A 21,326-nucleotide genomic window follows, 5' to 3' on the forward strand; every position below is an offset into this window, starting at 1 on the left:
ACCGACCGACCGCGCGATTCCGGGCTGGGCACGGACTGCGGACGGCGCCGGGCGGAGGCAGGATGGAAACACGCGTGTCGTGCCGGCACCGCCGGCCCGATCCTGGAGGAGGCCGCGATGCAACCGAGAAACGAAGGCGAGCGAGCCGTCCCGGCGGTCGCGACGGAGCCGCGGCACGAGGCCGCCACCGCCGTTGCGGGGACCCCGCCCGCCAAGAAGCCCGGGCTGCTGCGCCGGGCCCTGGAGGGGCTGTACAACCTCCGGATCTCCACGGTCTTCTACTGGTTCTGGGCCTCGCTCGGACTCGGGTTGGCGGGTGCGCAGATCCAGACCAAGGGCGTGGTGGTGGCCTTCGCGGTGTTCTGGGGGATCACCGTGATCGCGATGCTGGGCCTGGCGGCCCGGATGATCGGGAACTGGAACGCCCGCCACCACCGTCCCGCGCCACACGCCTGACCACGCTCCTCCCTCCCGGCCGGTCGCCCCGCCTCGCGCGGCGCGGCCGGCCGCGGGCCGTCCGGATCGGCCCGGGATCGCCCGGCTGCCGGCGCGGCGGAACCCGGGGCGGGCGGAACGTGCTCGTTAGCCTCCGAAGCGTGACCATCTCCGCTCTGGAGGAGCCGTGACCCGATTCCGTCATCGTCTGGTGATCCCGCTGGCCGCCGCGAGCCTGCTGGCCGGCCTGCTCGGCATGGCCCGGGCCGACCGGCCCACCGGCGCCACCCTGCGGCCCGCCACCGACTCCGCACTCGGCGCGGACCTGGACGCCCTGCTGACCGATCCGCGGCTGGCCGGCGCGCAGGCCGGCGTCCTGGTCCAGGACGCGAGCACCGGCGAGACCCGCTACCAGCACCAGGCGGACGGCCTGCTGCTGCCCGCCTCCACCCTGAAACTGGTCACCTCCGCCGCGGCCACCCACGCCCTGGGCGCAGACCACCGCTTCGGCACCGACGTGCTGCGCGCGGGGGAGCTGCGGGGCGGGGTACTGGACGGTGACCTGGTGCTGCGTGGCGGCGGCGACTTCAGCCTGCAACCGGGCGACCTGGACGGGCTCGCCCGGCAGGTCGCCGACGCCGGAGTGCGCGAGGTGACCGGCGCGCTGGTCGCCGACGACACCCGGTACGACGCCGAGCGGCTCGGCACCGGCTGGGCCTGGGACGACCTGTCGGACTACTACGCGCCGCAGATCTCCGCGCTCACCCTCGCGCCGACGCCGGACGACGACCTCGGCACCGCACTGCTCACCATCACCCCGGCCGCCGGCGCGGGCCGCCCGGCCACCGTCCGGATCAGCCCACCGGACGCCCCGATCCACCTCAACGGGCAGTTGGAAACCGGGAGTTCGGGCAGCGAGACGACAATCTCGGTGCAGCGCCGACCCGGTGGCAACGAAGTCGACCTGAGCGGCACGGTCCCGGCCGGCGGCGCGCCGCAGCAGCAACTGGTCACCGTGGACGACCCGGCGGGCTACGCGGCGGCGGTCTTCCGGGCGGACCTCGCCCGGCACGGCGTCACCGTGGACCGGCCGACCGCCGAGCGGGCGACCGCGGCCGGTGCCACGGTGGTCGCCTCGCACTCCTCGGCCACGCTGGGGGAGTTGCTGGCGCCGCTGCTGAAGGAGAGCAACAACGGGATCGCCGAGCACCTGGCCAAGGAGCTGGGCTACCACGCGCGGGGCCTGGGCAGTTGGCAGAACGGTCTGCAAGCGGTCGCCGACTACCTGCACGGCCTGGGCATCGCGCCGAACGCGATGCGCCAGCGCGACGGCTCCGGGCTGACCCGCTACAACGCGGTGACCGTCCGTCAGATGGCCACGCTGCTGCGCTCGGCGCAGTCGGAGCCGTGGTTCGCCGCCTGGTACGACGCGCTGCCGGTGGCCGGCGTCCCGGAGCCGGTCGGCGGCACCCTGGCCGACCGGATGACCGGCACCGCCGCCGCCGGCAACGTGCACGCCAAGACCGGCTCGATGACCGGCGTGTACGCGCTGGCGGGATACGTCACCGATCCGGGCGGGCACCGGCTGGTCTTCTCCGCCGCCTTCAACGACACCCTGGGCGCCGACCCGCGCCCGATCCTGGACGCCATCGTGGTCCGGCTGGCGACCGGCCCGGCGCCGCGCACGCCGGTAGCCGGGCCGGTCGCCCGGCAGCCCGTGGCCCGGCGGTACGGACCGGGCTTCGACCCGGACCGCTGCGGCAGCGCGCCGCACTGCTGACCGGTCGGCCGGGTCCCGTCCGCCCCCCGGCGGGCGGAACCCGGCCCGCTCGGGGGCCCGTTGCCGGGGAGCGGCGGGTGGCGGACCCTACGGCCGCATCTCGTACGCGCCGGAGAGCGCCTCGACCTGCGCCCAGACCCGCGCGGTGCGCTCGGCGTCGGCCACCGGCCGCCGCACGTGTGCCAGCGCCCAGGCGGCCTGCTCCTCGGTGGTCGAGGTCTTGCCGTGCAGCTCGGTGGCGTGCGCGGAGAAGTCACGGACCAGCACGTCGAAGATCTGGTCCAGCAGGTCGCCGTCCAGACCGGTCAACTCGGCCTGCTCCAGCACCAGGTGGCCGTAGACCACGAGCGCGAAGAGCTGACCGATCTCCAGCAGGAAGTCCAGGTCCTGCTGCTGCGCCTGGTCCGGCGCGTGCGCGGCGAGCAGCGCGCACAGGCCGTCGGCCTGCTCGCGGAACCGGGCCACGTTCGGCACCTGGGCGTGCCGGTCGTAGGCGCCGCGCCAGTCGTGGAAGCGGATCGCGCCGAGGCCGCGGGCCGGACCCTGCTGGAACAGGAAGGTGTCGTCCGCGGCGTCGTCGCGGGTCGGCACCGCCGGGTACTCGGCCGGGTTGAACAGGTAGTTGCCCATGAACTTGAGGATCAGCGCCAGGTTGACGTGCACCGTCCCCTCCAGCTTGGGCAGGCCGCGGATGTCGCGGGCGGCCTTGTCGAAGTAGGTGTCCGCCTCGAAGCCCTTGGCCGCGATGACGTCCCACATCAGGTCGATGACCTTCTCGCCCTCGGTGGTGACCTTCATCTTGGTCATCGGGTTGAAGAGCAGGTAGCGGCGGTCCTCGGGGGAGGCGGTGCGGAAGTAGTCCACCGCGCGGGCGCTGAACAGCTTCATCGCCACCAGGCGCGCGTAGGCGTCGGTCAACTCCCGTCGCACGTGGGGGAAGTCGGTGACCTTCCGGCCGTAGAGCACCCGGTTGTGGGCGTGCGTGACGGCCTCGTACATCGCGTGCTCGCAGATGCCGATCGAGGCGGTGCAGAGGTTGAACTTGCCGACGTTGACGGTGTTCAGCGCGGCGTCGAAGGCGGCCTTGCCGGTGTGCAGCACGTCCGCGGCGGAGACCGGGTAGTCCTCCAGACGGAACTCGCTGACGTACATCTGCGCGTTCACCACGTTCTTGACCAGGTGGTAGGCCGGGTGACGGCTGTCGGCGGCGAAGAAGACGTAGCCCTCCGGCCCCTCGACGTCGGAGCGGCGGCCGAACACCGAGACCAGGCCGGCCACGTTGCCGTTGCCGATGTAGTACTTGGAGCCGTTGGCCCGGAAGCCGCCCTCGCCGTCCGGGGTGAGGATCAGGTCGGTGGAGTAGATGTCGGCGCCGTGGGTCCGCTCGGAGAGACCGAAGGCCATCACCTGACCCTCGGTCAACAGCTGGGCGGCGCGGGCCCGCAGGGCCTCGTTCTCGCTCTGCCAGACCGGGCCGAGGCCGAGGATGGTGACCTGCCAGGTGTACCAGTAGCCCAGACCGTAGAAGCCGAGGATCTCGTTGAGCGCGGCGATCCGGGCGGTGTCCCAGCGCTTGGCGTCATCGCCCGCGGCCTGCTCGGCCGGGGTCAGGAAGGCGGCGAACAGGCCCTCCTTGGCGGCGAACTCGAGGAAGTCGGCGTACCAGGCACGGTCGATGTAGGTGTCGATCAGCGCCTTCTTGCCGCGGGTCTCGAACCAGTCGACGGTGGCCCGGAGCAGTCGCCGGGTCGGCTCGTCGAACTGGGCGGGGTCGTAGCTGCGCGGGTTGAACAGCAGGGCGTCGGCCATCGGACATCCAAGGGGTCTGGGGTGAGGGTCAGTTGCTGAGGCGGTGCAGGGTGGCGAGCACGTCGTCCAGCCAGGCCAGCGTCATCCGCTCGAACTCGATACCGCCGCGCAACACCACGTGCTGGAGCTGCTGTTGGGTGTCGAGCGCGTCGAGGTCGGGGAAGTCCCGCTGCTCGCCGGTGAGATAGCGGTCGAGCAGCTCGGCGTGTGCGGACCGGTGGCGCTCGACCTCGGGGACCAGCGCGGCCGGATCGTCGAAGGCGGCGGCCCGGATCCGCACCGCCATCTCGTGCCGCACGGTCTCCGGTTCGACCGGCTGCCGCAGCCAGGCGGCGAGCGCGGCCCGGCCGGGTTCGGCGACCGAGTAGAGCTTCTTGTCCGGCCGGCCGCTCTGCGGGACCAGTTCCACGGCCAGCCGGCCGTCGGTCTCCATCCGCCCGAGTACCCGGTAGATCTGCTGGTGGGTGGCGGTCCAGAAGCGGCCGATCGAGCGCTCGAAGCGGCGCGCCAGCTCGTAGCCGGAGCCGGGTTGCTCCAGCAGGGAGACGAGGATCGCGTGCTCAAGGGCCATGGGCCCAGCTTGCTATGCAACAAGTTGCATAGCAAGGGGGCGGCGGCGGCGTGAGACGCAGCTCACCCCGTGCCCGACTACGGGCGCAGGGTGATCACCTCGAAGGCGGCGGCGAAGCGGACCCCGAGCCGGGTGCCGGCGGCCCGGCCCGCCCTCTCCAGGAAGCCCTGAGCGTCCGCCATGTCCCCCTCCAGCGCCGCCAGGTAGGCCTGGTGCGCCTGCAGCGAGGCCAGCCCGACCTCGAAGTAGTCGGTGGTGTCCACGGCGTGCCGCGCCAGCGGCGAGCCGGCCGCCCAGAGCTGCCGCACGCCGTTCCACGGCTGGTACCCCTCGGCGGTCAGCTCGCGGAAGACCCAGCGGTTGCCGGCGTCCCGCACCGCGTCCAGGGCGGCCCGGCCGACCGCGATGTGGTCGGCCTGGTTGGGGAGGACCCCGCCGTAGCTGTCCCGGAAGTTGGTGGTGATCACGATCTCCGGGCGGTGGCGGCGGACCAGCCGGGCGATGTCCCGACGCAGCGGCAGCCCGTACTCCAGCATGCCGTCCGGATGGCCGAGGAACTCCACGGTGTGCACCCCGACCAGCCCGGCCGCGGCGACCTGCTCGGTCTCCCGGACCGGCCGGCACTCTCCCGGGTCGAGCGAGTCGATCCCGGCCTCGCCGCTGCTCACCATGGCGTAGACCACGCTCTTGCCCCGGTCGGTCCAGCGGGCGACGGCGGCCGCCGCGCCGTACTCCAGGTCGTCGGGGTGGGCGACCACCGCCAGCGCCCGCTCCCAGTCCTCGTCGAGCGGCTGAAACGGCTCCGGGGGCAGCTCGGTCATCTGAGTCCTTCCGTGGCGGGGACGGTCGGCCGCGAGGACCGACCGGGGAACACCGCCACTATCGCCCAGCGGCCCGGCCCCGCCTACGAACGGCGCCGGACTCAGTGCGGGCGGCGACCGGAGACCGAGACCAGGGTGTAGGAGAGCGCGGCGAACTCCGGGCGGCGGACCAGCGCGCGGAACCGGTCCAGCTCGTCCTCGGTCAGCCCGCCGGCCAGCAGCCGGTCGGCCAGCTGACGCGAGTTGATCTCGTGCAGCCGGGCACCGCCGTCGCCCGTCCAGCTCTCGGCGTGCGTGGTGGTGCGGACCTCGGTCAGGCCCGCCGCCACCATCGCCGAGTACGCCCGGTCGGCTCAGTGCAGGTCGGCGCCGCGCTCGGTGAGCGCGGCCAGCACGCCCTCGATCACCCGGGCGAAGAGCGCGCGCTCGGCGGGTTCGGCGCCGGCCAGCACCCGCAGCGGGCTGTGGTCGAACTCCTCCACCAGTAGCACTCCGCCCGGGCGCAGCGCGCCGGCCAGGGTGGCCAGCACCCGGTCCCGCTCGGGCAGGTGGAGCAGGAGCAGCCGGGCGTGGATCAGGTCGAAGCCGCCCGGCGGCTGCTCGCTCCGCACGTCGTGGTGGAGCGGTGCCAGCCGCGGGGCCGCGCCCCGGAACCGGGTCCGGTCGAGGTCGCCGGCGACCACCCGGCCACTCGGGCCCACCCGCTCGGCGAGCAGCCGCGCGATCGAGCCGCCGCCGGCGCCGACCTCCCAGCAGTGGGCGCCCGCGGGCACGCCCAGGTGGTCCAGTCGGCGGGTGGTGACCGGGTCCAGGTAGGTCTCCAGGACGGCGAGTTGGGCCTCGGCGTCGGCGGCGCGGTTGTCGAAGGCGTACTGGGTGGCGGTCAACGGGGAACCTCCGGATCGGGAGCGGCAGGGGCAGCCCGCCGGCTGGTCGGGGTGAGGCCGGTCGCCGCGACGAGGAGCGGCGGCCCGAAGGCCGCCCCGTCCACGGCCGGGGTCTGGGACGCGTCGAACCGGCCCCCGGGCGCCCCCGCCGTGCTCCGTCGTACCGTCAGTTCCCGATGGTGGCCAGGTCCTGGACGGTCAGGTTGGACAGCGCCCGCCCATCGCTCTGCACCTGGCGCAGGTACCACTTCTGCACCGGCGAGTGCGTGGTCCGGCCGAACTGCCAGGCGCCGCGCGGACTGTCGATCTGGCCCAGCCCGCCGATCGCGGTGTTGAGGGTGTCCGGGGTCAGGTCGCTGCCGGCCGCCGCGATCGCCTTGTCCAGCACGGCCGCCGCGTCGTACGAGGCCATCGCGTAGGTGGTGGGAGGGCCGGGGTGCTTGGCCTGCCAGGCGGCGACGAACGCCCGGTTGGTCGCGTTGTCCAGGTCGGGCGCGTAGTTGAGGACGGATCGGATCCCCTTCGCCGCGTCGCCCTGGGCGTTCAGCACGCCGCCCTCGGTGAGGAACCCGGCCGCGTAGAGCGGGACGTCCTTGACCTCCGACTGGGCGTACTGCTTGACGAAGTCCACCGCCGCCTCGCCCGCGTAGAAGCAGTAGACCGCCTTGGCATGGGAGTTCTTGATCTGGTTGAGGTACGGGGTGAAGTCGGTGGTCTGCGGGAACGGCGTGAAGAGCGTCTTGCCGCCGGGGTTGGCGAGTTGGCCGCCGTCCTTGGTGAACGCGTCGGTGAAGCCCTGGAGTTCGTCCCAACCGCCCTGGTAGTCCGGGCCGATCGCGAAGACCGGGCCGGAGACGGTGTCCTTGACGTACTGCGCGATCGCGGCGCCCGGCTCGTTGGAGAGGAAGCTGGTGCTCCACTGCCGGCTGACGTCCTTGACCACCGGACGGCCGTTGGAGCTGATCAGCGGGATCCGGTTCTGGGTGAGCAGCGGGGTGACCGCGGCCACCGAGTCGGCCCCGACGATGCCGGTCAGGGCCAGGATCTTGTCCTGCTCCACCAGTTTGGTGGCGGCCGGCAGCGCGGTGGACGCGCCGTTGCCCTCGTCGGCCACCAGCAGGTCGACAGTGCGACCGCCGAGCTTGCCGCCGTGGGTGTCCAGGTAGAGCTGGAAGCCGTCGCGCAGGTCGGTGCCGACGGACTGGTAGGTGCCGGTGAGCGAGGCGAGCAGGCCGATCTTCACCGGGACGTCGGCGGCGGCGGAGCCGCCGCCGGCCGAGCAGCCGGTGGCGCAGAGCGCGGTGGCGAGCAGCAGTGGTCCGGCGGCCCGGGCGAGGCTTGCCGAAGTCATGGGAGCTCCAGGAGAGTTGGTGAGGGCGGCGCTCAGGAAGCGGTGGCGGCTTCGGAGTTCAGCAGCAGCGCGCGGGCGGCCGGGGCGAGCGCCGGGCCCACCTGGTTGATCAACTCTGCCATCTCGTAGGAGACCTGGCCGATGTCGCAGGCCTTGGTGGCCAGCACCAGGAGCGAGGCGCCGCTGCTGACCGCCATCGAGAAGAGGAAGCCGCCCTGCAGCTCGGTCAGGTTGCTGATCACCGGCTCCGCCTCCAGTAGTCGCCCGGCGCCGGCCAGCAGGCTGACCAGTCCGGAGGCGATCGCCGCCAGCTGGTCGCCGCGCTCGGGCTCGACGTCGCGGGTGGCGGCGATCAGCAGGCCGTCTGCGGAGACCGCCACCGCGTGGGTGATCTCCGGCACGCGGGCCGCGAAGTCGTTCAGCAGCCAGTCGAGGTCGGGGGTGGAGGCGCTGGTCACGGGTGTTCCTTCGGTTCGGGGTCGGACAGGACGGAGGTGGGGGCGGGGCGCCCGGTGCGGCTGGCCCCGATGCCGCGGGCGTAGGCGGCCATCGCGGCGGAGACCCGGGCGGGGTCGCGACGCTCCTCGGGGGCCGGCGCGGTGTCGGGTGCCGGTGCGGTGTGGGGCACCGCGCTTTGGATCGCGGGCTCGGCGGCGCGCTGGCGGCGACGGGGGAGGCCGGCGGTGGTGGTGCCGACCGGCCCGGCGGGGCGCGTGGGCGTCCGGACCGCGGCGGGTGTTGCGGGGAGGGCCGGGGCCGGCTCCGCCGGCTGTCCGGGAGCGTCCGTCGCGATGCTGAACACCCCTGCCGGCAGCGTGACTTCGGCGATCGTGCCGCCGTTCGGGCGAGGCCGCAGCTCGACCCTGATCCGGTACCAGGAGGCGAGCTGGCCGACCACGGCGAGGCCCATCGCGCGCACTCCGGTGACCTCCACCGGCGGCGGGCTGGCCAGCCGTTCGTTGACCTGCTGCCACTGGTCGTCCGACAGGCCGATGCCCCGGTCGCAGACCAGCACCGCGACCCGGTCGGCCACCAACCGGGCCTCCACGGTGACCTGGTGCTCCGGCCTGGAGTAGGCGGTGGCGTTGTCGAGCAGCTCGGCGAAGAGGTGCACCAGGTGGTCCACCGCCTTGGCCGAGATCAGCACGCCCGGGTCGAAGGTGCCGAAGTCGACCCGGGTGTAGCGCTCGATCTGGCCCATCGCGGCCCGCAGCACGTCCTCGACCGGGGCGTCCTGGCCGCGCACCCGCGCCGAGGCCTCGCCGCCCAGCACCAGCAGGCTGTGGTTGTTGCGACCCATCCGGCTGGCCAGGTGGTCCAGCGCGAACAGCCGCTCCAGCCTGGCCGGGTCGTGCTCGTCGCGCTCGGCGGCGTCCAGCGCCTTGATCAGTGCGCCGGTGAGCCGCTCGCCACGGCGGGCCAGACCGACCAGCACGGTGCCCAGCCGGTCGCGCATGGCGGCCTGTTCGGCGGCGATCCGGACCGCCTCCCGGCTGACCGTGTTGAACGCCGCGCCGACCTCGGCGATCTCGTCCCGTCCGCGCACCCGCACCGGGTCGCCCGCCGCCGCGGCGAACTCCGCGGGGGTGGCCGTGCCGAGCGCCCCACGGGCGGTCAGCGCGGTGACCGCGGCGGGCAACCGCTCGTGCGCCACGGCGTGCGCGGCGTCCCGCAGCCGGCGCAGCTCGCGGATCATCGGACGGCCCAGCCGGATCGCCAGCACCACCACGGCGATCACCGAGAACAGCACGGCCAGGCTCTCGCCCAGGGTCCACATCCGCTGCTGGTCGCGGACCTGGGTGACCTCGGTCAGGATCGAGGCGTCGATCCGCTGGTCGACCTGCTGCAACCGGTCGACCCGGTCGTTCATCGCGGCCGTCCAGGCGTCCGTCGCGGGCAGCGGGTCACCGGGGCGGGCCCGGGCGACGTCGTCCTCCAACCGGCCGGCGTCGATCACCAGGTCGCCGGCCAGGTTCTGGTCCAGCCAGGACTGCCAGTCGGGGTCGGCGGTGCGGTCGAAGTCCAGCACGGCCTCGGTGTAGCCGGTCCGCGCGGCGGCGATGTTGTCCTGGGCGGCCGGTGTGAGCCCGCCGGCGGCCTGTGCGCGCAGCACGGCCAGCTCCTGCTCGCTGGCGTACTCGGCGGCCTGGGAGAGGGCGACCGAGCTGTTGATCCGGGCCGCGACGGCGGCGTCGGCCCGGCCGGCCTCGGCGGTGTCACCGCGGTAGCCGAGCAGGTCGGCGACCAGGATCCGGTACTGGAAGGTGGTGGCGGACAGCTCGGCGCTGGGGCTGGACTCCACCTGTTTGCGCAGCGCCGGGAGTTGGGCGAGCTCCTGGTCGGTGGTCTGCAACATGCCGTTGGTGTCGCCGGACAGCTTCGCCAGGTGCTCGCGCAGCCGGTGGTAGGTCGTGATGTCCTGGTCGGTGCTGCGGATCTGCGCAAGATAGGCGGCGGTGGGGGTGGCGCTGTCGGCCGGGTCGGTGGAGAGCACCAGCGCGGCGTCGGTGCGCTCGTTCTGGAGCTGGTGGGCCAGTTCACCGGCCTGGGCACCGAGGGCCACCAGGGCCCTCAGCCGGGCGGCGTCGAGGGCTTGGCCCGCGGTGGTGCGCAGGGCCAGCGCGGCGAAGGCCAGTACCGCGACGAGTGGGATGGTGGCGAGGAGGGTGAGTTTCCGGGTGATTCTCACCTGGCCCGGCCCTCCGGCTCAGCCGGATCGCCTGGTGCGGCCGTGGTGCGGAGGGGCCTGGCTGTTCGAGTCAGCTGACGGTCTGTCATGTAGGTGCCTTGGCTGCGATCTCGGTCCGACGGGGGAGCGGACCGGGCGGGGACTCGGTGCGTTGGGCGGGTGCTGCGGCGACGCCGCGCGGTCCGAGGGCAGGCCCGGAGACCCATGGTCAGGTACCTGACATGCGGTTCCCGTACGCGGGATCGACCCTTGAAAGGATCATCCGGATGCAGTGTCAGGCGGGAGCTTAGCTTACAAATGTGGCGTCAGGCGCCAGTCGGTCCCGGGCGGTTGGCACGGTTCCGCGCTAGGGGTGTATAGGGGCGGTCGGCCCGACCACCCCTATACACCCCTGGGTCAGTGTCGTGGCACCAGCCACGGTTCCTGCGGGAGCGGCCTCCCGGTCTCGACGAAGGTCTTGAGGTTGGACAGCACCGCCGACCAGCCGGCGGCCGCGTCCGCCCGCTCGGTCGCGTCGGCCAGGTCCTCGTGGGTCACCGTGAGCCGGACGATGTCGTGGTACCGCTCGATGGTGAAGGTCACCCGGGAGGGGGTGGCTCCCTCGCCGCCGGGCGGCGACCAGCTGGTCACCAGGCGGGTCGGCGGCACGCTCTCCAGTACCGTCCCGACCACGTCCGCGATCCCGCTGCCGTCCGTGCGTCGGTGCTCCCAGGTGGAACCGACCTGCCAGTCCGAGACGTTGCTGTGCCCCCAGTACCGGCCGGTCAGCTCGGCGTCGGTCAGTGCCTGCCAGACCTTCTCCGGGGTGCTCTGGACGTAGCTGACATAGACGACCGTCGGCCTGTCGGCCATGGCTTCCTCCGCTCGTTGTTCCACGGCGCTGAGCGCGCGCAGCCGCGGGCGTTCGAACTTGTCGATCCACCGCTCCTCGATCTCCTGGAGCGGCACCGGGTTGAGGTAGTGCAGCCGCTCCCGGCCCCGCCGCACGGTACTGATCAGGTCGGCGGCTTCCAGGACGGCCAGGTGCTGGCTCGCCGACTGCCGCGTCATGGCGAGCCGCGCGCACAGTTCGCCCAGGGTCTGCCCGTTCTGCTCGTGCAGCAGGTCCAGCAGGTAGCGGCGGGTCTGGTCGGCCAGCGCCTTGAAGACCTTGTCCAGCTCTGCGCTCACACTTCACGTTATGCAGGTAAATACCTGCGTGTCAATCAAGGGGATCCGCGCGGGGTGTCCGCCCGGGGTGTCCGCGTGCGTGGCCCGCGTGCGTGGACCGGGCGCCTGGCCTCAGGACGCCGGGCCGAAGCGGGCGACGGCGGCGGCGCCCAGCAGGGTGACGGCGGCCAGCGCACCCCAGAGCACTCCGGGCCCGACCGCCAGCAGCGCGGTCAGGGTGGCCGGCGCGAGGGTGCGCCCGACCCCGGAGGAGAACTCCCAGCGGGCCAGCGCCCGCCCCAGCAGTCGCGGCGGCGCGTCGGCCACCACCAGCGCGGTGCCGCTCCCGGTGTAGAGGATCTCCCCGAGCGTGTACGGCAGCGCGCCCGCCGCCACGGCCGCCGCGCCCGCCGTCCCACCGACCACCCCCGCCGCCCAGAACCCCAGGTACGAGCCGGCCAGCAGCACCCCGGCCCAGCCGAACGCGGCACGCCGGGCCCGCCCCGCGAGTCGGCGCACCACCGCCAGCTGGACGGCGATCACCAGCACGGTGTTGCCCACGAAGATCCCGGACGACCAGGCGGGCGCGGCGTGCAGCCGGGTCACCAGCAGGGCGGGCAGGGCCACCTCCAACACGTCGAAGCAGAACGCGAACGGGAGGTTGGCCGCGCTCAGCAGCCGGATCCGGCGCAGCAGCGCGCGGTCGGCGGCGGGGCTCTCGACCGGAGCGTGCCGGTCCACCGGACCTGCGGTCGGACGTGCCGTCACCCGCAGCGAGTGGACCAGGCCCGCGGCCATCGCGCAGGCCAGCGCGGTCAGCGTGGCCAGTGCCCGCAGCGCGCCGGCCCCGCCGGTCAGGGCGACGGTGGCGAGCAGCGCCCCGGCGCCCAGCCCCGCGTTGCGCAGCGCCCGCCCGGCCGCGAGCGCGGTGTCCCGGGCCCGCCCCACCGTCAGCTCCGCCACCGTCGCCGCGTGCGCGGTCGGGAAGGACTGGCTGCCGACACCCAGCAGGACCGCGGCCGCCGTGAAGCCGGCCGGCCCGCCACTCGCCAGCAGCAGGCCGCAGCCGGCGGTCCGGACCATCAGGGTGGCGGCCACCACCGAACCGCGCGCGCCGCGGTCGATCCAGCGGCCGGTCAGTGGCACCACCAGCAGACCGGCCAGCATGCCAGCCGACATCGCCAGCCCGGCCGCGCCCGGCCGCAGTCCGAGCACGCTCACGCCGTAGAGCAGCAGGAACGGCCGGAGCAGACCGGCGCCCAGCGCGTCGACCAGCAGCGCGGCGGCGTACCGCGGCGGGCCCGCGACGCTCAGCGGGCCGAGCGGTCCGCGCCGCCTTCTCGTACCGGGCCGGACCGGGTGCAGTCGCGCCGGCTGCGTCACCGTCGTGTTCACCGTTGTCGGCTTCATGGCTGTCGGCTGTATGGGTGTCGGATTCAGGGGTGTCGGATTCATGGCCGTCACGCTGCGCCCGGACCGGTCGGTCGGGCACGTCGATTGACGAGTGCCGTCAACCCGCGCCCCGGCCCGGCCGGACGGCTGGCAGGATCAACCGGGTGAGCCTGACCATCGACATCACCGCCCTGCCCGCGGAGCGCGTGCGCTTCGCCCTTTCGCCGCTCGCCGAGCTGACGGCGATGCTGCACGTGCTCGCCGAGCCGGCCCATCACCCCGCCCTGCACGGCTGGGCCTCCTCGACCACCGAGATGCTCCAACCATCCCTCGCTGACCGGCTGTTGGAGGCGGACTTCCTCTGGCGCTCGTCCCGTTCCGACTTCCTGCTCCCAGCCACGCCCGGCCACACCCTCGCCGAGGAGCTGGACGCCCTGGACCGGCTGGACGACGAGTCCTACGTCGCCACCGCGCTGATCACCAGCTGCGGTTCGGACCGGCTCGGCTTCCGGGGCGGCTCACCGTTGACGGATCCCGTCACCCAGCAGCGGGCCCGCGAGCTGGCCCTCGCCCGGGGCCCGCGCCAGGCGGCCTTCGCGGACCGGTTGCTCGCCGACCCACCGGCCGTCCGGGCCGCGGTCCGCCGGCTGTTGGAGGACTGCGCGGACGCCTTCTTCGCCACGGCCTGGCACCGGGTGCTGCCCCAACTCGCGGCCGACGCACGGCAGAAGGCCGACCTGCTGGCCCGGCGCGGCCTGCCGGAGGCGCTCGCCGCGGTCTCCCCGTCGGTGACGCTGGACGAGAGCGAGCCCGGGCGGCGCCGGATCGTGATCGACAAGCTGCAGGACAACGCGACCAGCGGCACCGAGGCCGGTGGGGTCACCTTCCTTCCCACCGCCTTCGGCCGCCCGCACCTGGTGGTGGTGCACACCCGCGGCCTGCGTCCGGTCGTGCAGTACCCGGTGGCCGAGGACGGGACGCCGGAGCCGGTCTCGTTGGCGCTGGTCCAGCGCCGGCTGGAGGCACTGGCCCACCCGGTCCGGCTCCGGCTCGCCCGCACGATGGCGCGCGGGCCGCACACGACCGGCGAACTCGCCGCCGCCTGGGAGCTCACCGCCCCCGAGGTCTCCCGCCACCTCGCGGTCCTGCGCAAGGCCGGACTGCTCACCACCCACCGCCGCGGGCGGTACGTCCTCTACCAGCTCGACCTCGCCGGCTCGGCCCGGCTCGGCGGCGACCTCCTGGAGGCGGTGCTCCGCTGACTTCCGGCCGTGGTTCCTCGCCGCGGCGCCTCGCCGAGGACTGAAAGGGTGTGAGGGTGCGTCCGTCCTCGACCCGCACCCACCCCGCGGTCAGCGGGGGTCCAGGCCCTCCAGCATCTCCGGCAGCTCCCGGCTGTGGATGACCCCGAGGCTCTTCGTCGCGCGCGTCAGCGCGACATAGAGGTCGTTCACGCCGTGGGAGTGCGCCGCGAGGATCTCCGTGGGCTCCACGACGAGGACCACGTCGAACTCAAGCCCCTTCGCCTGGGCGGCTGTCATCAGGACGACGGGCGAGTCCAGTGCCGATGGCCCGTCAGTGACCGCGACGCCGTCCAAGTCGGCCAGCCCGGCGCTCAGTTCGGCCTGGAATGCCAGGGCGTGGATGATCGCCATCCGGCCGCCGTCCAGCGCCGCGATCTCCTTCCTGACGGCAGCGCGCAGTGCCGGTCCCCGGTCCTCTTCGGGGATCCGCAGGCTCCACGGACGGATCCCGCCGCTGCGCACCGCGCTCGGGGCGGTGAGCGCCGGGTTCACCGCCCGCAGGACGCCCTCGGTGACTCGCATGATCTCGGCCGGGGTCCGGTAGTTGATGGTGAGTTCCACCGTGCGCCAGCGTCCCGCCGTGTACTCGTCGAGCGCCTCGCTCCAGGAGCTCAGTCCGGCCGGCGCGCCGGTCTGCGCCAGGTCGCCCACGATCGTCATGGAACGGCCGGGGCAGCGGCGGGCCAGCAGCCGCCAGGCCATGGGGGACAGTTCCTGCGCCTCGTCCACGATCACGTGCCCGAAGCCCCAGGTCCGGTCCTCGGTCGCGCGCTCGGCCAGGGGGCGGAGCGCCTCCTCGCCGCGGTACTGGCGCGTCAGCATCTCCGCGTCGATCTCGACCAGCCCCTCGCCGAAGTCCTCGAGGACGACCTTCGCGAACTCCAGGTCCTCGGCCCTGGCGGCGGCTTCGGCCTGGCGGGACGGGCTGCCGCCGGGAAGCGGGCCGAGCAGTTCGGCGGCCTCGTCGAGCAGCGGGACGTCGGCGGTGGTCCAGGGGGCGGCCTCCTGGTCCCGGCTCGGGTGTCGGCACAGTAGTGCGGCGCGCTCGGCCTCGGAGAAGTCCGGCATGGCCCTCGTCAGCAGCTCCGGGGAGCCGAACAGGGCCGTGAGCAACTGTTCCGGGCTCAGCAGCGGCCACAGCTTCCCGGCCAGGGTCTGGAACTCGGGCTCGTCGACGAGCGCGTCGGCGAGGTCCGCTACGGCGTCCAGGTCCATGTCCCCGCCCCGGTCCCTGGCGATCCGCAGGGCCAGCTCCGAGGAGAGCCGCTCGACCAGGGCGGGTCGGGCCGCGTTGTGGGGTTCACCGGTCCTGCGCGCGGCAGCGTGGGCCCGCTCGCAGAGGGCCCGGCTGATGTGGAGCTCCTCCCGGTAGGGCGACGTCCTGCCCACGGTGATGGTCCATGATGCCTCCGGCAGCTGCCGGAGGCCGTCCAGCGCGGCGGCGAGCACCCGCGCCATCCGGGCGTCGCCCTTGATGGCGGCCGCCTCGGGCGTCTCCGCGTCGGTCGCGGTCACACCCGGGTAGAGCGCGCCGATGCTGCTCAGCACGACCTCGCTCTCGCCGAGCGCGGGGAGCACCTGGTCGATGTAGCGCAGGAACGTCGTGTTCGGCCCGATGACCAGCACACCGCGCTTGGCCAGCCGGTCGCGGTGGGTGTACAGCAGGTACGCGGCGCGGTGCAGGGCGACCACGGTCTTGCCCGTTCCCGGACCACCCTGCACGACCAGTACGCCACCGAGCTCGGAGCGGATGACCCGGTCCTGCTCGGCCTGGATGGTGGAGACGATGTCGCCCATCCGCCCGGTCCGGGTCGCCGTCAGCGAGGCGAGCAGGGCGGTCTCCCCGCTGAGCTCGGAGCGGTCCCGGCCCTCCAGGGCACCCAGGCCGAAGGCGTCGTCGTCGAAGTCGACGATGGTCCGGCCCTCGCTCCGCAGGTGTCGTCGTCCCGCCACGCCGCCGGGCGCGGCGGGCGTCGCCCGGTAGAACGGCTCCGCCGCCGGCGCCCGCCAGTCGGTGAGGAGCGGCTCGTGGTCGTCGTCCGCCAGGGCGATCCGGCCGATGTACCGCCGCTCGCCGTCGGCGCTTTCGATCCGGCCGAAGCAGAGCCCGTACTCGGCGGCGTGCAGTTCCGACAGTCGGCGGGTGTGGTGGACCTCCATCGTGTCGCGTTCCATGCGGGACTGGAGCGTTCCGCCCCTGTCCTGGAGATGGATCTCGCGCAGCCGAGCCGTTGCGATTTCGCGCTGGGTCTCGAGGCGGTCGTACAGCTCACCGACGTACGCGTTCTCCGCCCGCAGTTCCCTGGTCCGCCAGTCGTCGGAGGGCTGAGCGCCGTCGTCGCCCGGGTTCACTCCGTTTCCGGCTCCGGGACTGACGACCGAATTGAGTTCGGACGAGGATGACGAGGTGGGGACCAAGGCTAGCTCCATTGGCTCGGGACTCTTGACTGATCGAGCAGTTGAGGGCGGCTCGACGTTCCCGCGCGACCCGTACGTCGACCACAGCACGCGCATTCCGCGACTCTCGTTTCCGCGGGTTCCGACCTCGGCCGACGATTCTGCGGCATGACCGGGGCCTTGCCGCAAGCCCCCCGGTGCGATATAAGTTAGGAATGGAGAGGAGTGGGTAATCTCCTTCTCCCCTGTCGGGCGCCCTTTCTCGCGCCCCTGCCGCAGCCACGGAACGAGCAGTTCCCCCGCTCTCCTCGGCAAGGCCGGCTCGAACGTTCTCCGTTGGTTGCCGTGGGTCAGCACGTTGGTGACGCGTAGGGCGTGTACCGAAAGTAGATCTCGGTCATGGGATGATCTTGGTTCGTGGCGCGTGGAGATCTGACGGACGAGCAACGGGCAGTGCTGGAGCCGTTGTTGCAGGGGGACTACAAGGCCCGGTGCGCGGTCGAGTGCGGCATCAGTCGCCTCGAGAGACATCGAGCCGTGGCCGCCAGGTACGCAAACCCGCGGTCCGCTACGAGGCCGCCGTCCTCGTTGCCGCCATCAACGAGTGGTTGTGACGTACTGGTCCGACGACAACTCGAACACCCGTACTCGCCGACCGCAGGTGGGATTGACGGTCTCACGGACCGGACGCATCCCCAGTTTGGTCATGATCCGTTCGGAGGCGTCGTTGCCCACTTGAGTGATGCTGACGATCCGCTCCAGCCCTCGCTCTTCGAACCCGAACCGTACAGCGGCCGCGGCGGCCTCGGTGGCCAAGCCCTGCCCCCAGTGGCAACGTCCCAGCCGCCAGCCGACCTCAACCGCCGGCAGTACCTCCGGCAAGAAGTGGGGCACCGAAAGGCCGGTGAACCCGGCCAGCTCGCCAGTGGACCGGATCTCCACGGCGAACAGGCCGAAGCCCTGTGACTCCCACTCGCTCTCCCATGCCTGGAGCCCGGCGCGAGTCTGCTGTCCGTCACGGACGCTGCCGTCACGGATCCACCGCATGACCTCGGGGTCGGCATTGACGGCAGCCATGGGGGCAACGTCTTCCTCGCGCCAGCGACGCAGGATCAAACGGGGAGTCTCAAGCGTGACCATCCAATCATTCTGGATCGCAAATGGGCCCTCCGCCATCCTCACCAAGCACTTTCGATGCACGCCCTCGTAGGGCATGGCGCGGAGCGAGCCGTACCGGTCGGCTCGGGTCAGCTCCGTTCGGTCCTCGCGTGCGGGCGAGCGGGGGACGCCGCATCGGAGGCGGTGAAGCTGCCGAGGAAGTTCAGTGCCTCCTCGGCAGGGCTTCCGGGCGGGGCCGTGTAGATGACGAGCAGGTGGTGGGCGGCGCCGGGAACCTGGAAGGTCTCGTAGTCGAGCGTCACGTCTCCGACGGCGGGGTGCCGGAAGCGCTTGGGGCCGTGGGTCTTCTCGTGAACGTGGTGGCTGGCCCACAGCCCACGGAAGGTCTTGCTGCCCAGTGACAGTTCGCCGACCAGGCGCACGAGTTCCGGGTCGTGCGGGTGACGTCCGGCGGCCATGCGCAGTATGCCGACCGTGGTGTGCGCTGCCTCGTCCCAGTCGAGGTGGATCCGTCGCGCGTCCGGGGCCAGGAAGATTCGGCGAGCCATGTTCCGCTCGCGTGGCGCGAGGTTGGGGAAGTCGGCGATCAGCGCGGCTGCCAGTCGGTTCCAGGCCAGCACGTCGTTGCGATCGTTCATGATCACGGCTGGGGTGGTCGGGATGGCCTCGACGACCTGCCGCAGGGTGGAGCGCAGCGCGTCGCCGCGTCCGGAGGCCGCGGCCGTCGCCGTGGTGCGGCGGGGTGGTCGGGCCAGGTCGTACAGATGGGCGCGCTCGGCGGGCCCGAGTCGCAGCGCCCTGCTGAGTGCCTCGAGAACCTCATCGGAAGGGCGGTCGGCGCGCCCCTGCTCCAGGCGTACGTAGTAGTCGGTGCTGAGCCCGACCAGTTCGGCGACCTCTTCGCGGCGCAGGCCGGGCACGCGGCGGCGGCCGGTCGGCGGTAGGCCCACGTCCGCGGGTGACAGCAGGGCTCGCCGGGCCCGGAGGTAGTCGCCGAGGCTGTTGGCGATCGCGTTCGTGTTGGCCACGGGCCTCAGTATGAGGGCGTGGCCGCGGGTGCGGTGGGCCGGAAGGTGGCCCTGGCAGTCCCAGGGAACCTCGATCCCTTCATCCACCGGCGGCCCTCGCGAAGGATCGAGGGCATGCCTACCTCCTCCCTCGACGGCTCACGTCGGCCCGATCCTGATCGCACTCGTGGCGCGGGCGGCCTCGGAGCCGACCTGTCGCTCGTACCGGCCCCGACCCGACCCGGGTACGGCGGCGGGCGCGGCTACTGGCTCACGGTGGTCGCGGTCGCTTCCGCCAGCATGATGCTGCCGTTCTGCGTGACCGGGGCCGCGGTGGCCCTGCCGAGCATGGCGGCACACTTGGGCTCCTCGGTCGGCACCGCGCAGTGGATGCCGAACGCCTTCAACATCACCTTCGCCGCGTTGCCGCTCGCGGCTGGCGGCCTCGCGGACCGGCTCGGCAGGCGCCGCGTGCTGCTGACCGGCATCGCGCTGGTCGGCGGAATGTCCCTGCTGGTCGCGCTGGCGCCTTCGATGGCCGTGGCCGATGCGGCCAGGGTGTTCCAGGGATGCGGGGCGGCGGCCGTGCTGGCCTCGGGCGCCGCCGTGCTGGCACACTCCACTACCGGGCGGCAGCGGCGGTTGGCCTTCGGGATCCTCGGCACCGCCTTCGGCACGGGCCTGGCGATCGGACCACTGGTCGCCGGGGCCCTGGTCGAAGCCACCGGGTGGCGGTCGGTGTTCCTCCTGGCCGCGGCCATGTCCGTACCCGCATGGCTGTGCGCGACCCGGGCTCCGGAATCCCGCAACCCCGACCAGCCCGCCCTCGACGTGGCCGGGCTGCTCACCTTCACCACCGGGCTGGCCTGTCTGTCCTTCGCCTTCGTACGGGCCGGAGCGGCAGGGTGGAGCGCGCCGGGCACCCTGCTGCCGCTCGCCGCGGCCGTGGCGTTGGTCGCGCTGTTCGTCGCGGTGGAGATCCGTCTGGCCGACCGCGCGATGTTCGACGTCCGCCTGTTCCGCAGGCCCGAGTTCGTCGCGGTGGTCTGCCAGCCCTTCACGGTCACCCTCGGCTTCGTCGTCCTGCTGGTCTACCTGCCCGCCTACCTCCAGGGCGTCGCCGACCGCACCGTCCTGACCAGTGGCCTGCTCCTGCTGCCGATGACCGCCCCGGTCCTGCTCCTGCCGCTCGCCGCCGGCCAGTTGGCCGCGCGCACCTCCGTGCGAGCGGTGCTGACCGGTGCTTCCGCGCTGATCGTGGCCGGCGCCCTGCTCCTGGCAACCCTGCGCAGCAACGGATCATGGCTGGCCCTGGTGCTTCCGCTGCTGCCCTTCGGTACCGGGGTAGGGCTGGCGTTCGGGGTCATGGACAACGCCGCCGTCAGCGCCGTCCCGGTCGAGAACGCCGGAGCCGCAGCGGGAATCTTCAACACGATGCGCATCACCGGCGAGTCCGTCGCCGTCGCCGGCGCGGCAGCCCTGCTCACCAGGCTCACCGCCGCCCGGTTGAGCGGCAGCGGCCTCCCCTCCGAGTCCGCGACCCGCATCGCCGGGCAGGCCGTCCAGGGGCAGGTCGCCGGAGCACAGCACGCAGCCCTGGCCGCAGACTTCACCAGCGCCTTCCACACCCTCGGCTTCATGCTCGCGGCCCTGTCCACGCTCGGGGCGGTCCTCACCTACCTCGCGCTCGCACCCCACCGCACTGCCTCGCACCACCGCGGCCAGGACACCGCCGTCCCCGTACCGGCCCTGACCGGCGAGGTCACGGTCCACGGCCGGAGCATCGCGTGAGCGCGTCACGACAACGGCCCTCGCGGCAGACGGCGGCCGAGTACGCCGCCCGGGCAGAGCACTATTTCTGAAATCGTCAACCGTGCACGAAGGAGGCGTGCGAGAGCGGCGAATTCCGGAAAAGTCAAAGGCATTTGCTGATCGGTTCTCCGGCGTGGCACGTGATAATCAGTCAGAAGCCCATCGGAACCAGTCCGCGCGGAGGGACCACGCCATGAACGAGCACTCGGCCGAAGCCGGTTGGCGCGTCGATCACCGCTGCACCAACTGCGATGTCGCCCGGCAGCTCGCGCCGGAACTGATCACCGAGGTCGCCGGTCGCTCCTCGGTGGTCCGCCAGCCGCGCACCGACACGGAGGAAAGGGCGCTGCACGCCGCGGCGTTCGCGTGCCCCACCCGATCGATCCGGCACGGCGCGCGCGGACCGCACCCGGCGCTTGACCCTTTCCCGCTGCGACTCGCCGAGCACGTGCACCTGTGCGGGCACAACTCGCCGCACACCCAGGGCCGATGCGTTCTCGGATCATGAGATGACCTGAGGGCTGGCGGGAGGGCGCCCCGGTGGGGAAGCAGCGGACGCGACCCCTGATGATCTTGGTTGTCTAAGCCAGTCGATCAAGAACAGGGACCGCGTCCGCGTGCCATCTTCCCCGATCGACGTCCTCGTGCGCCACCGCGAGGCCGTCACCCTGCCGTGCCCACCCGACGAACTGCCTGGTCTGGAGACCCTGGCCCAGGTCCTGGAGCTGGTGCCTGACCCACGCCGTCGCCGGGGCTGCCGCTACCGGCTCGGGCCGATGCTCGCCCTATGCGTGGTCGCGGTG

Annotated in this window: 18 protein-coding genes and 1 pseudogene; 6 read left to right on the forward strand and 13 right to left on the reverse strand. The window is 72.8% G+C overall.

Annotation, left to right across the window (positions count from 1 at the left end; translation table 11 throughout):
• Positions 1-117: 117 nt before the first annotated feature.
• Positions 118-456 (forward strand): hypothetical protein, encoded by a 339-nt coding sequence (locus ACZ38L_RS31050; protein WP_465699512.1) that lies wholly within the window; start codon positions 118-120, stop codon positions 454-456.
• Positions 457-622: 166 nt separating this feature from the next.
• Positions 623-2,215, forward strand: coding sequence for a D-alanyl-D-alanine carboxypeptidase/D-alanyl-D-alanine endopeptidase (gene dacB, locus ACZ38L_RS31055; protein WP_465699514.1), 1,593 nt, complete (start codon positions 623-625; stop codon positions 2,213-2,215).
• An 87-nt stretch (positions 2,216-2,302) separates the two neighbouring features.
• On the opposite strand, the gene ACZ38L_RS31060 is transcribed toward dacB, so the two are convergent.
• From ACZ38L_RS31060 to ACZ38L_RS31105, 10 genes are all read right to left on the reverse strand, one after another.
• Positions 2,303-4,024, reverse strand: coding sequence for an acyl-CoA dehydrogenase (locus ACZ38L_RS31060; protein WP_465699516.1), 1,722 nt, complete (start codon positions 4,022-4,024; stop codon positions 2,303-2,305).
• 28 nt (positions 4,025-4,052) lie between these two features.
• A complete protein-coding gene (locus ACZ38L_RS31065; RefSeq protein ID WP_465699518.1) occupies positions 4,053-4,595 on the reverse strand; it encodes a PadR family transcriptional regulator in 543 nt (180 codons plus the stop codon).
• 77 nt (positions 4,596-4,672) lie between these two features.
• Positions 4,673-5,416 carry a PIG-L deacetylase family protein gene (locus ACZ38L_RS31070; protein WP_465699520.1) on the reverse strand — a complete coding sequence of 248 codons (744 nt, stop codon included), beginning with the start codon at positions 5,414-5,416 and terminating at the stop codon, positions 4,673-4,675.
• A gap of 101 nt (positions 5,417-5,517) precedes the next feature.
• On the reverse strand, positions 5,518-5,748 hold the full coding sequence (locus ACZ38L_RS31075; RefSeq protein WP_465699522.1) for a hypothetical protein: 231 nt from the start codon (positions 5,746-5,748) through the stop codon (positions 5,518-5,520).
• Positions 5,749-5,769: 21 nt separating this feature from the next.
• Positions 5,770-6,303 carry a class I SAM-dependent methyltransferase gene (locus tag ACZ38L_RS31080; RefSeq protein ID WP_465699524.1) on the reverse strand — a complete coding sequence of 178 codons (534 nt, stop codon included), beginning with the start codon at positions 6,301-6,303 and terminating at the stop codon, positions 5,770-5,772.
• Between the two features lie 166 nt (positions 6,304-6,469).
• On the reverse strand, positions 6,470-7,654 hold the full coding sequence (locus ACZ38L_RS31085; RefSeq protein WP_465699526.1) for an ABC transporter substrate-binding protein: 1,185 nt from the start codon (positions 7,652-7,654) through the stop codon (positions 6,470-6,472).
• A 32-nt stretch (positions 7,655-7,686) separates the two neighbouring features.
• On the reverse strand, positions 7,687-8,112 hold the full coding sequence (locus ACZ38L_RS31090; RefSeq protein ID WP_465699529.1) for a roadblock/LC7 domain-containing protein: 426 nt from the start codon (positions 8,110-8,112) through the stop codon (positions 7,687-7,689).
• A complete protein-coding gene (locus ACZ38L_RS31095; RefSeq protein WP_465699531.1) occupies positions 8,109-10,343 on the reverse strand; it encodes a sensor histidine kinase in 2,235 nt (744 codons plus the stop codon). Before ACZ38L_RS31095 ends, ACZ38L_RS31090 begins: the two co-directional genes overlap by 4 nt.
• Before the next feature lie 396 nt (positions 10,344-10,739).
• Positions 10,740-11,501 carry an ArsR/SmtB family transcription factor gene (locus ACZ38L_RS31100; RefSeq protein WP_465699548.1) on the reverse strand — a complete coding sequence of 254 codons (762 nt, stop codon included), beginning with the start codon at positions 11,499-11,501 and terminating at the stop codon, positions 10,740-10,742.
• A gap of 123 nt (positions 11,502-11,624) precedes the next feature.
• Positions 11,625-12,902: an MFS transporter gene (locus ACZ38L_RS31105; RefSeq protein ID WP_465699533.1), complete on the reverse strand. Its 1,278-nt coding sequence runs from the start codon at positions 12,900-12,902 to the stop codon at positions 11,625-11,627.
• A 146-nt stretch (positions 12,903-13,048) separates the two neighbouring features.
• On the opposite strand from ACZ38L_RS31105, the gene ACZ38L_RS31110 reads away from it, so the two are divergent.
• Positions 13,049-14,146, forward strand: coding sequence for a DUF5937 family protein (locus tag ACZ38L_RS31110; RefSeq protein ID WP_465699535.1), 1,098 nt, complete (start codon positions 13,049-13,051; stop codon positions 14,144-14,146).
• 90 nt (positions 14,147-14,236) lie between these two features.
• Here the strand turns inward: ACZ38L_RS31110 and ACZ38L_RS31115 are convergent, their stop codons facing one another.
• From ACZ38L_RS31115 to ACZ38L_RS31125, 3 genes are all read right to left on the reverse strand, one after another.
• Complete coding sequence (locus tag ACZ38L_RS31115) at positions 14,237-16,540, reverse strand: HelD family protein (RefSeq protein WP_465699537.1); 2,304 nt, start codon at positions 16,538-16,540, stop codon at positions 14,237-14,239.
• A gap of 642 nt (positions 16,541-17,182) precedes the next feature.
• Positions 17,183-17,725: a GNAT family N-acetyltransferase gene (locus ACZ38L_RS31120; RefSeq protein ID WP_465699539.1), complete on the reverse strand. Its 543-nt coding sequence runs from the start codon at positions 17,723-17,725 to the stop codon at positions 17,183-17,185.
• Between the two features lie 107 nt (positions 17,726-17,832).
• The gene (locus ACZ38L_RS31125) at positions 17,833-18,732 is read right to left on the reverse strand and encodes a helix-turn-helix transcriptional regulator (RefSeq protein ID WP_465699542.1); all 900 of its coding nucleotides are present in this window, start codon (positions 18,730-18,732) and stop codon (positions 17,833-17,835) included.
• A 114-nt stretch (positions 18,733-18,846) separates the two neighbouring features.
• Between ACZ38L_RS31125 and ACZ38L_RS31130 the strand changes: the two genes are divergently transcribed.
• From ACZ38L_RS31130 to ACZ38L_RS31140, 3 genes and pseudogenes are all read left to right on the forward strand, one after another.
• Positions 18,847-20,502 (forward strand): MFS transporter, encoded by a 1,656-nt coding sequence (locus ACZ38L_RS31130; protein WP_465699544.1) that lies wholly within the window; start codon positions 18,847-18,849, stop codon positions 20,500-20,502.
• A gap of 214 nt (positions 20,503-20,716) precedes the next feature.
• Positions 20,717-21,010 (forward strand): annotated as a pseudogene (locus tag ACZ38L_RS31135) (ferredoxin); the annotation flags it as partial.
• 130 nt (positions 21,011-21,140) lie between these two features.
• On the forward strand, positions 21,141-21,326 hold a 186-nt coding region (locus ACZ38L_RS31140; protein WP_465699546.1), incomplete at its 3' end, for a hypothetical protein.

It is taken from the genome of Kitasatospora sp. NPDC024654 (assembly GCF_055559155.1).

Excerpts from the sequence above, each read along its gene's own strand:
- ACZ38L_RS31065 (WP_465699518.1), bottom strand. The coding sequence starts at position 4,595 with ATGGCCCTTGAGCACGCGATCCTCGTCTCCCTGCTGGAGCAACCCGGC.
- ACZ38L_RS31105 (WP_465699533.1), bottom strand. The coding sequence starts at position 12,902 with ATGAAGCCGACAACGGTGAACACGACGGTGACGCAGCCGGCGCGACTG.
- ACZ38L_RS31070 (WP_465699520.1), bottom strand. The coding sequence starts at position 5,416 with ATGACCGAGCTGCCCCCGGAGCCGTTTCAGCCGCTCGACGAGGACTGG.
- ACZ38L_RS31050 (WP_465699512.1), top strand. The coding sequence starts at position 118 with ATGCAACCGAGAAACGAAGGCGAGCGAGCCGTCCCGGCGGTCGCGACG.
- ACZ38L_RS31060 (WP_465699516.1), bottom strand. The coding sequence starts at position 4,024 with ATGGCCGACGCCCTGCTGTTCAACCCGCGCAGCTACGACCCCGCCCAG.
- ACZ38L_RS31075 (WP_465699522.1), bottom strand. The coding sequence starts at position 5,748 with ATGGTGGCGGCGGGCCTGACCGAGGTCCGCACCACCACGCACGCCGAG.
- ACZ38L_RS31120 (WP_465699539.1), bottom strand. The coding sequence starts at position 17,725 with ATGGTCACGCTTGAGACTCCCCGTTTGATCCTGCGTCGCTGGCGCGAG.
- ACZ38L_RS31130 (WP_465699544.1), top strand. The coding sequence starts at position 18,847 with ATGCCTACCTCCTCCCTCGACGGCTCACGTCGGCCCGATCCTGATCGC.
- ACZ38L_RS31085 (WP_465699526.1), bottom strand. The coding sequence starts at position 7,654 with ATGACTTCGGCAAGCCTCGCCCGGGCCGCCGGACCACTGCTGCTCGCC.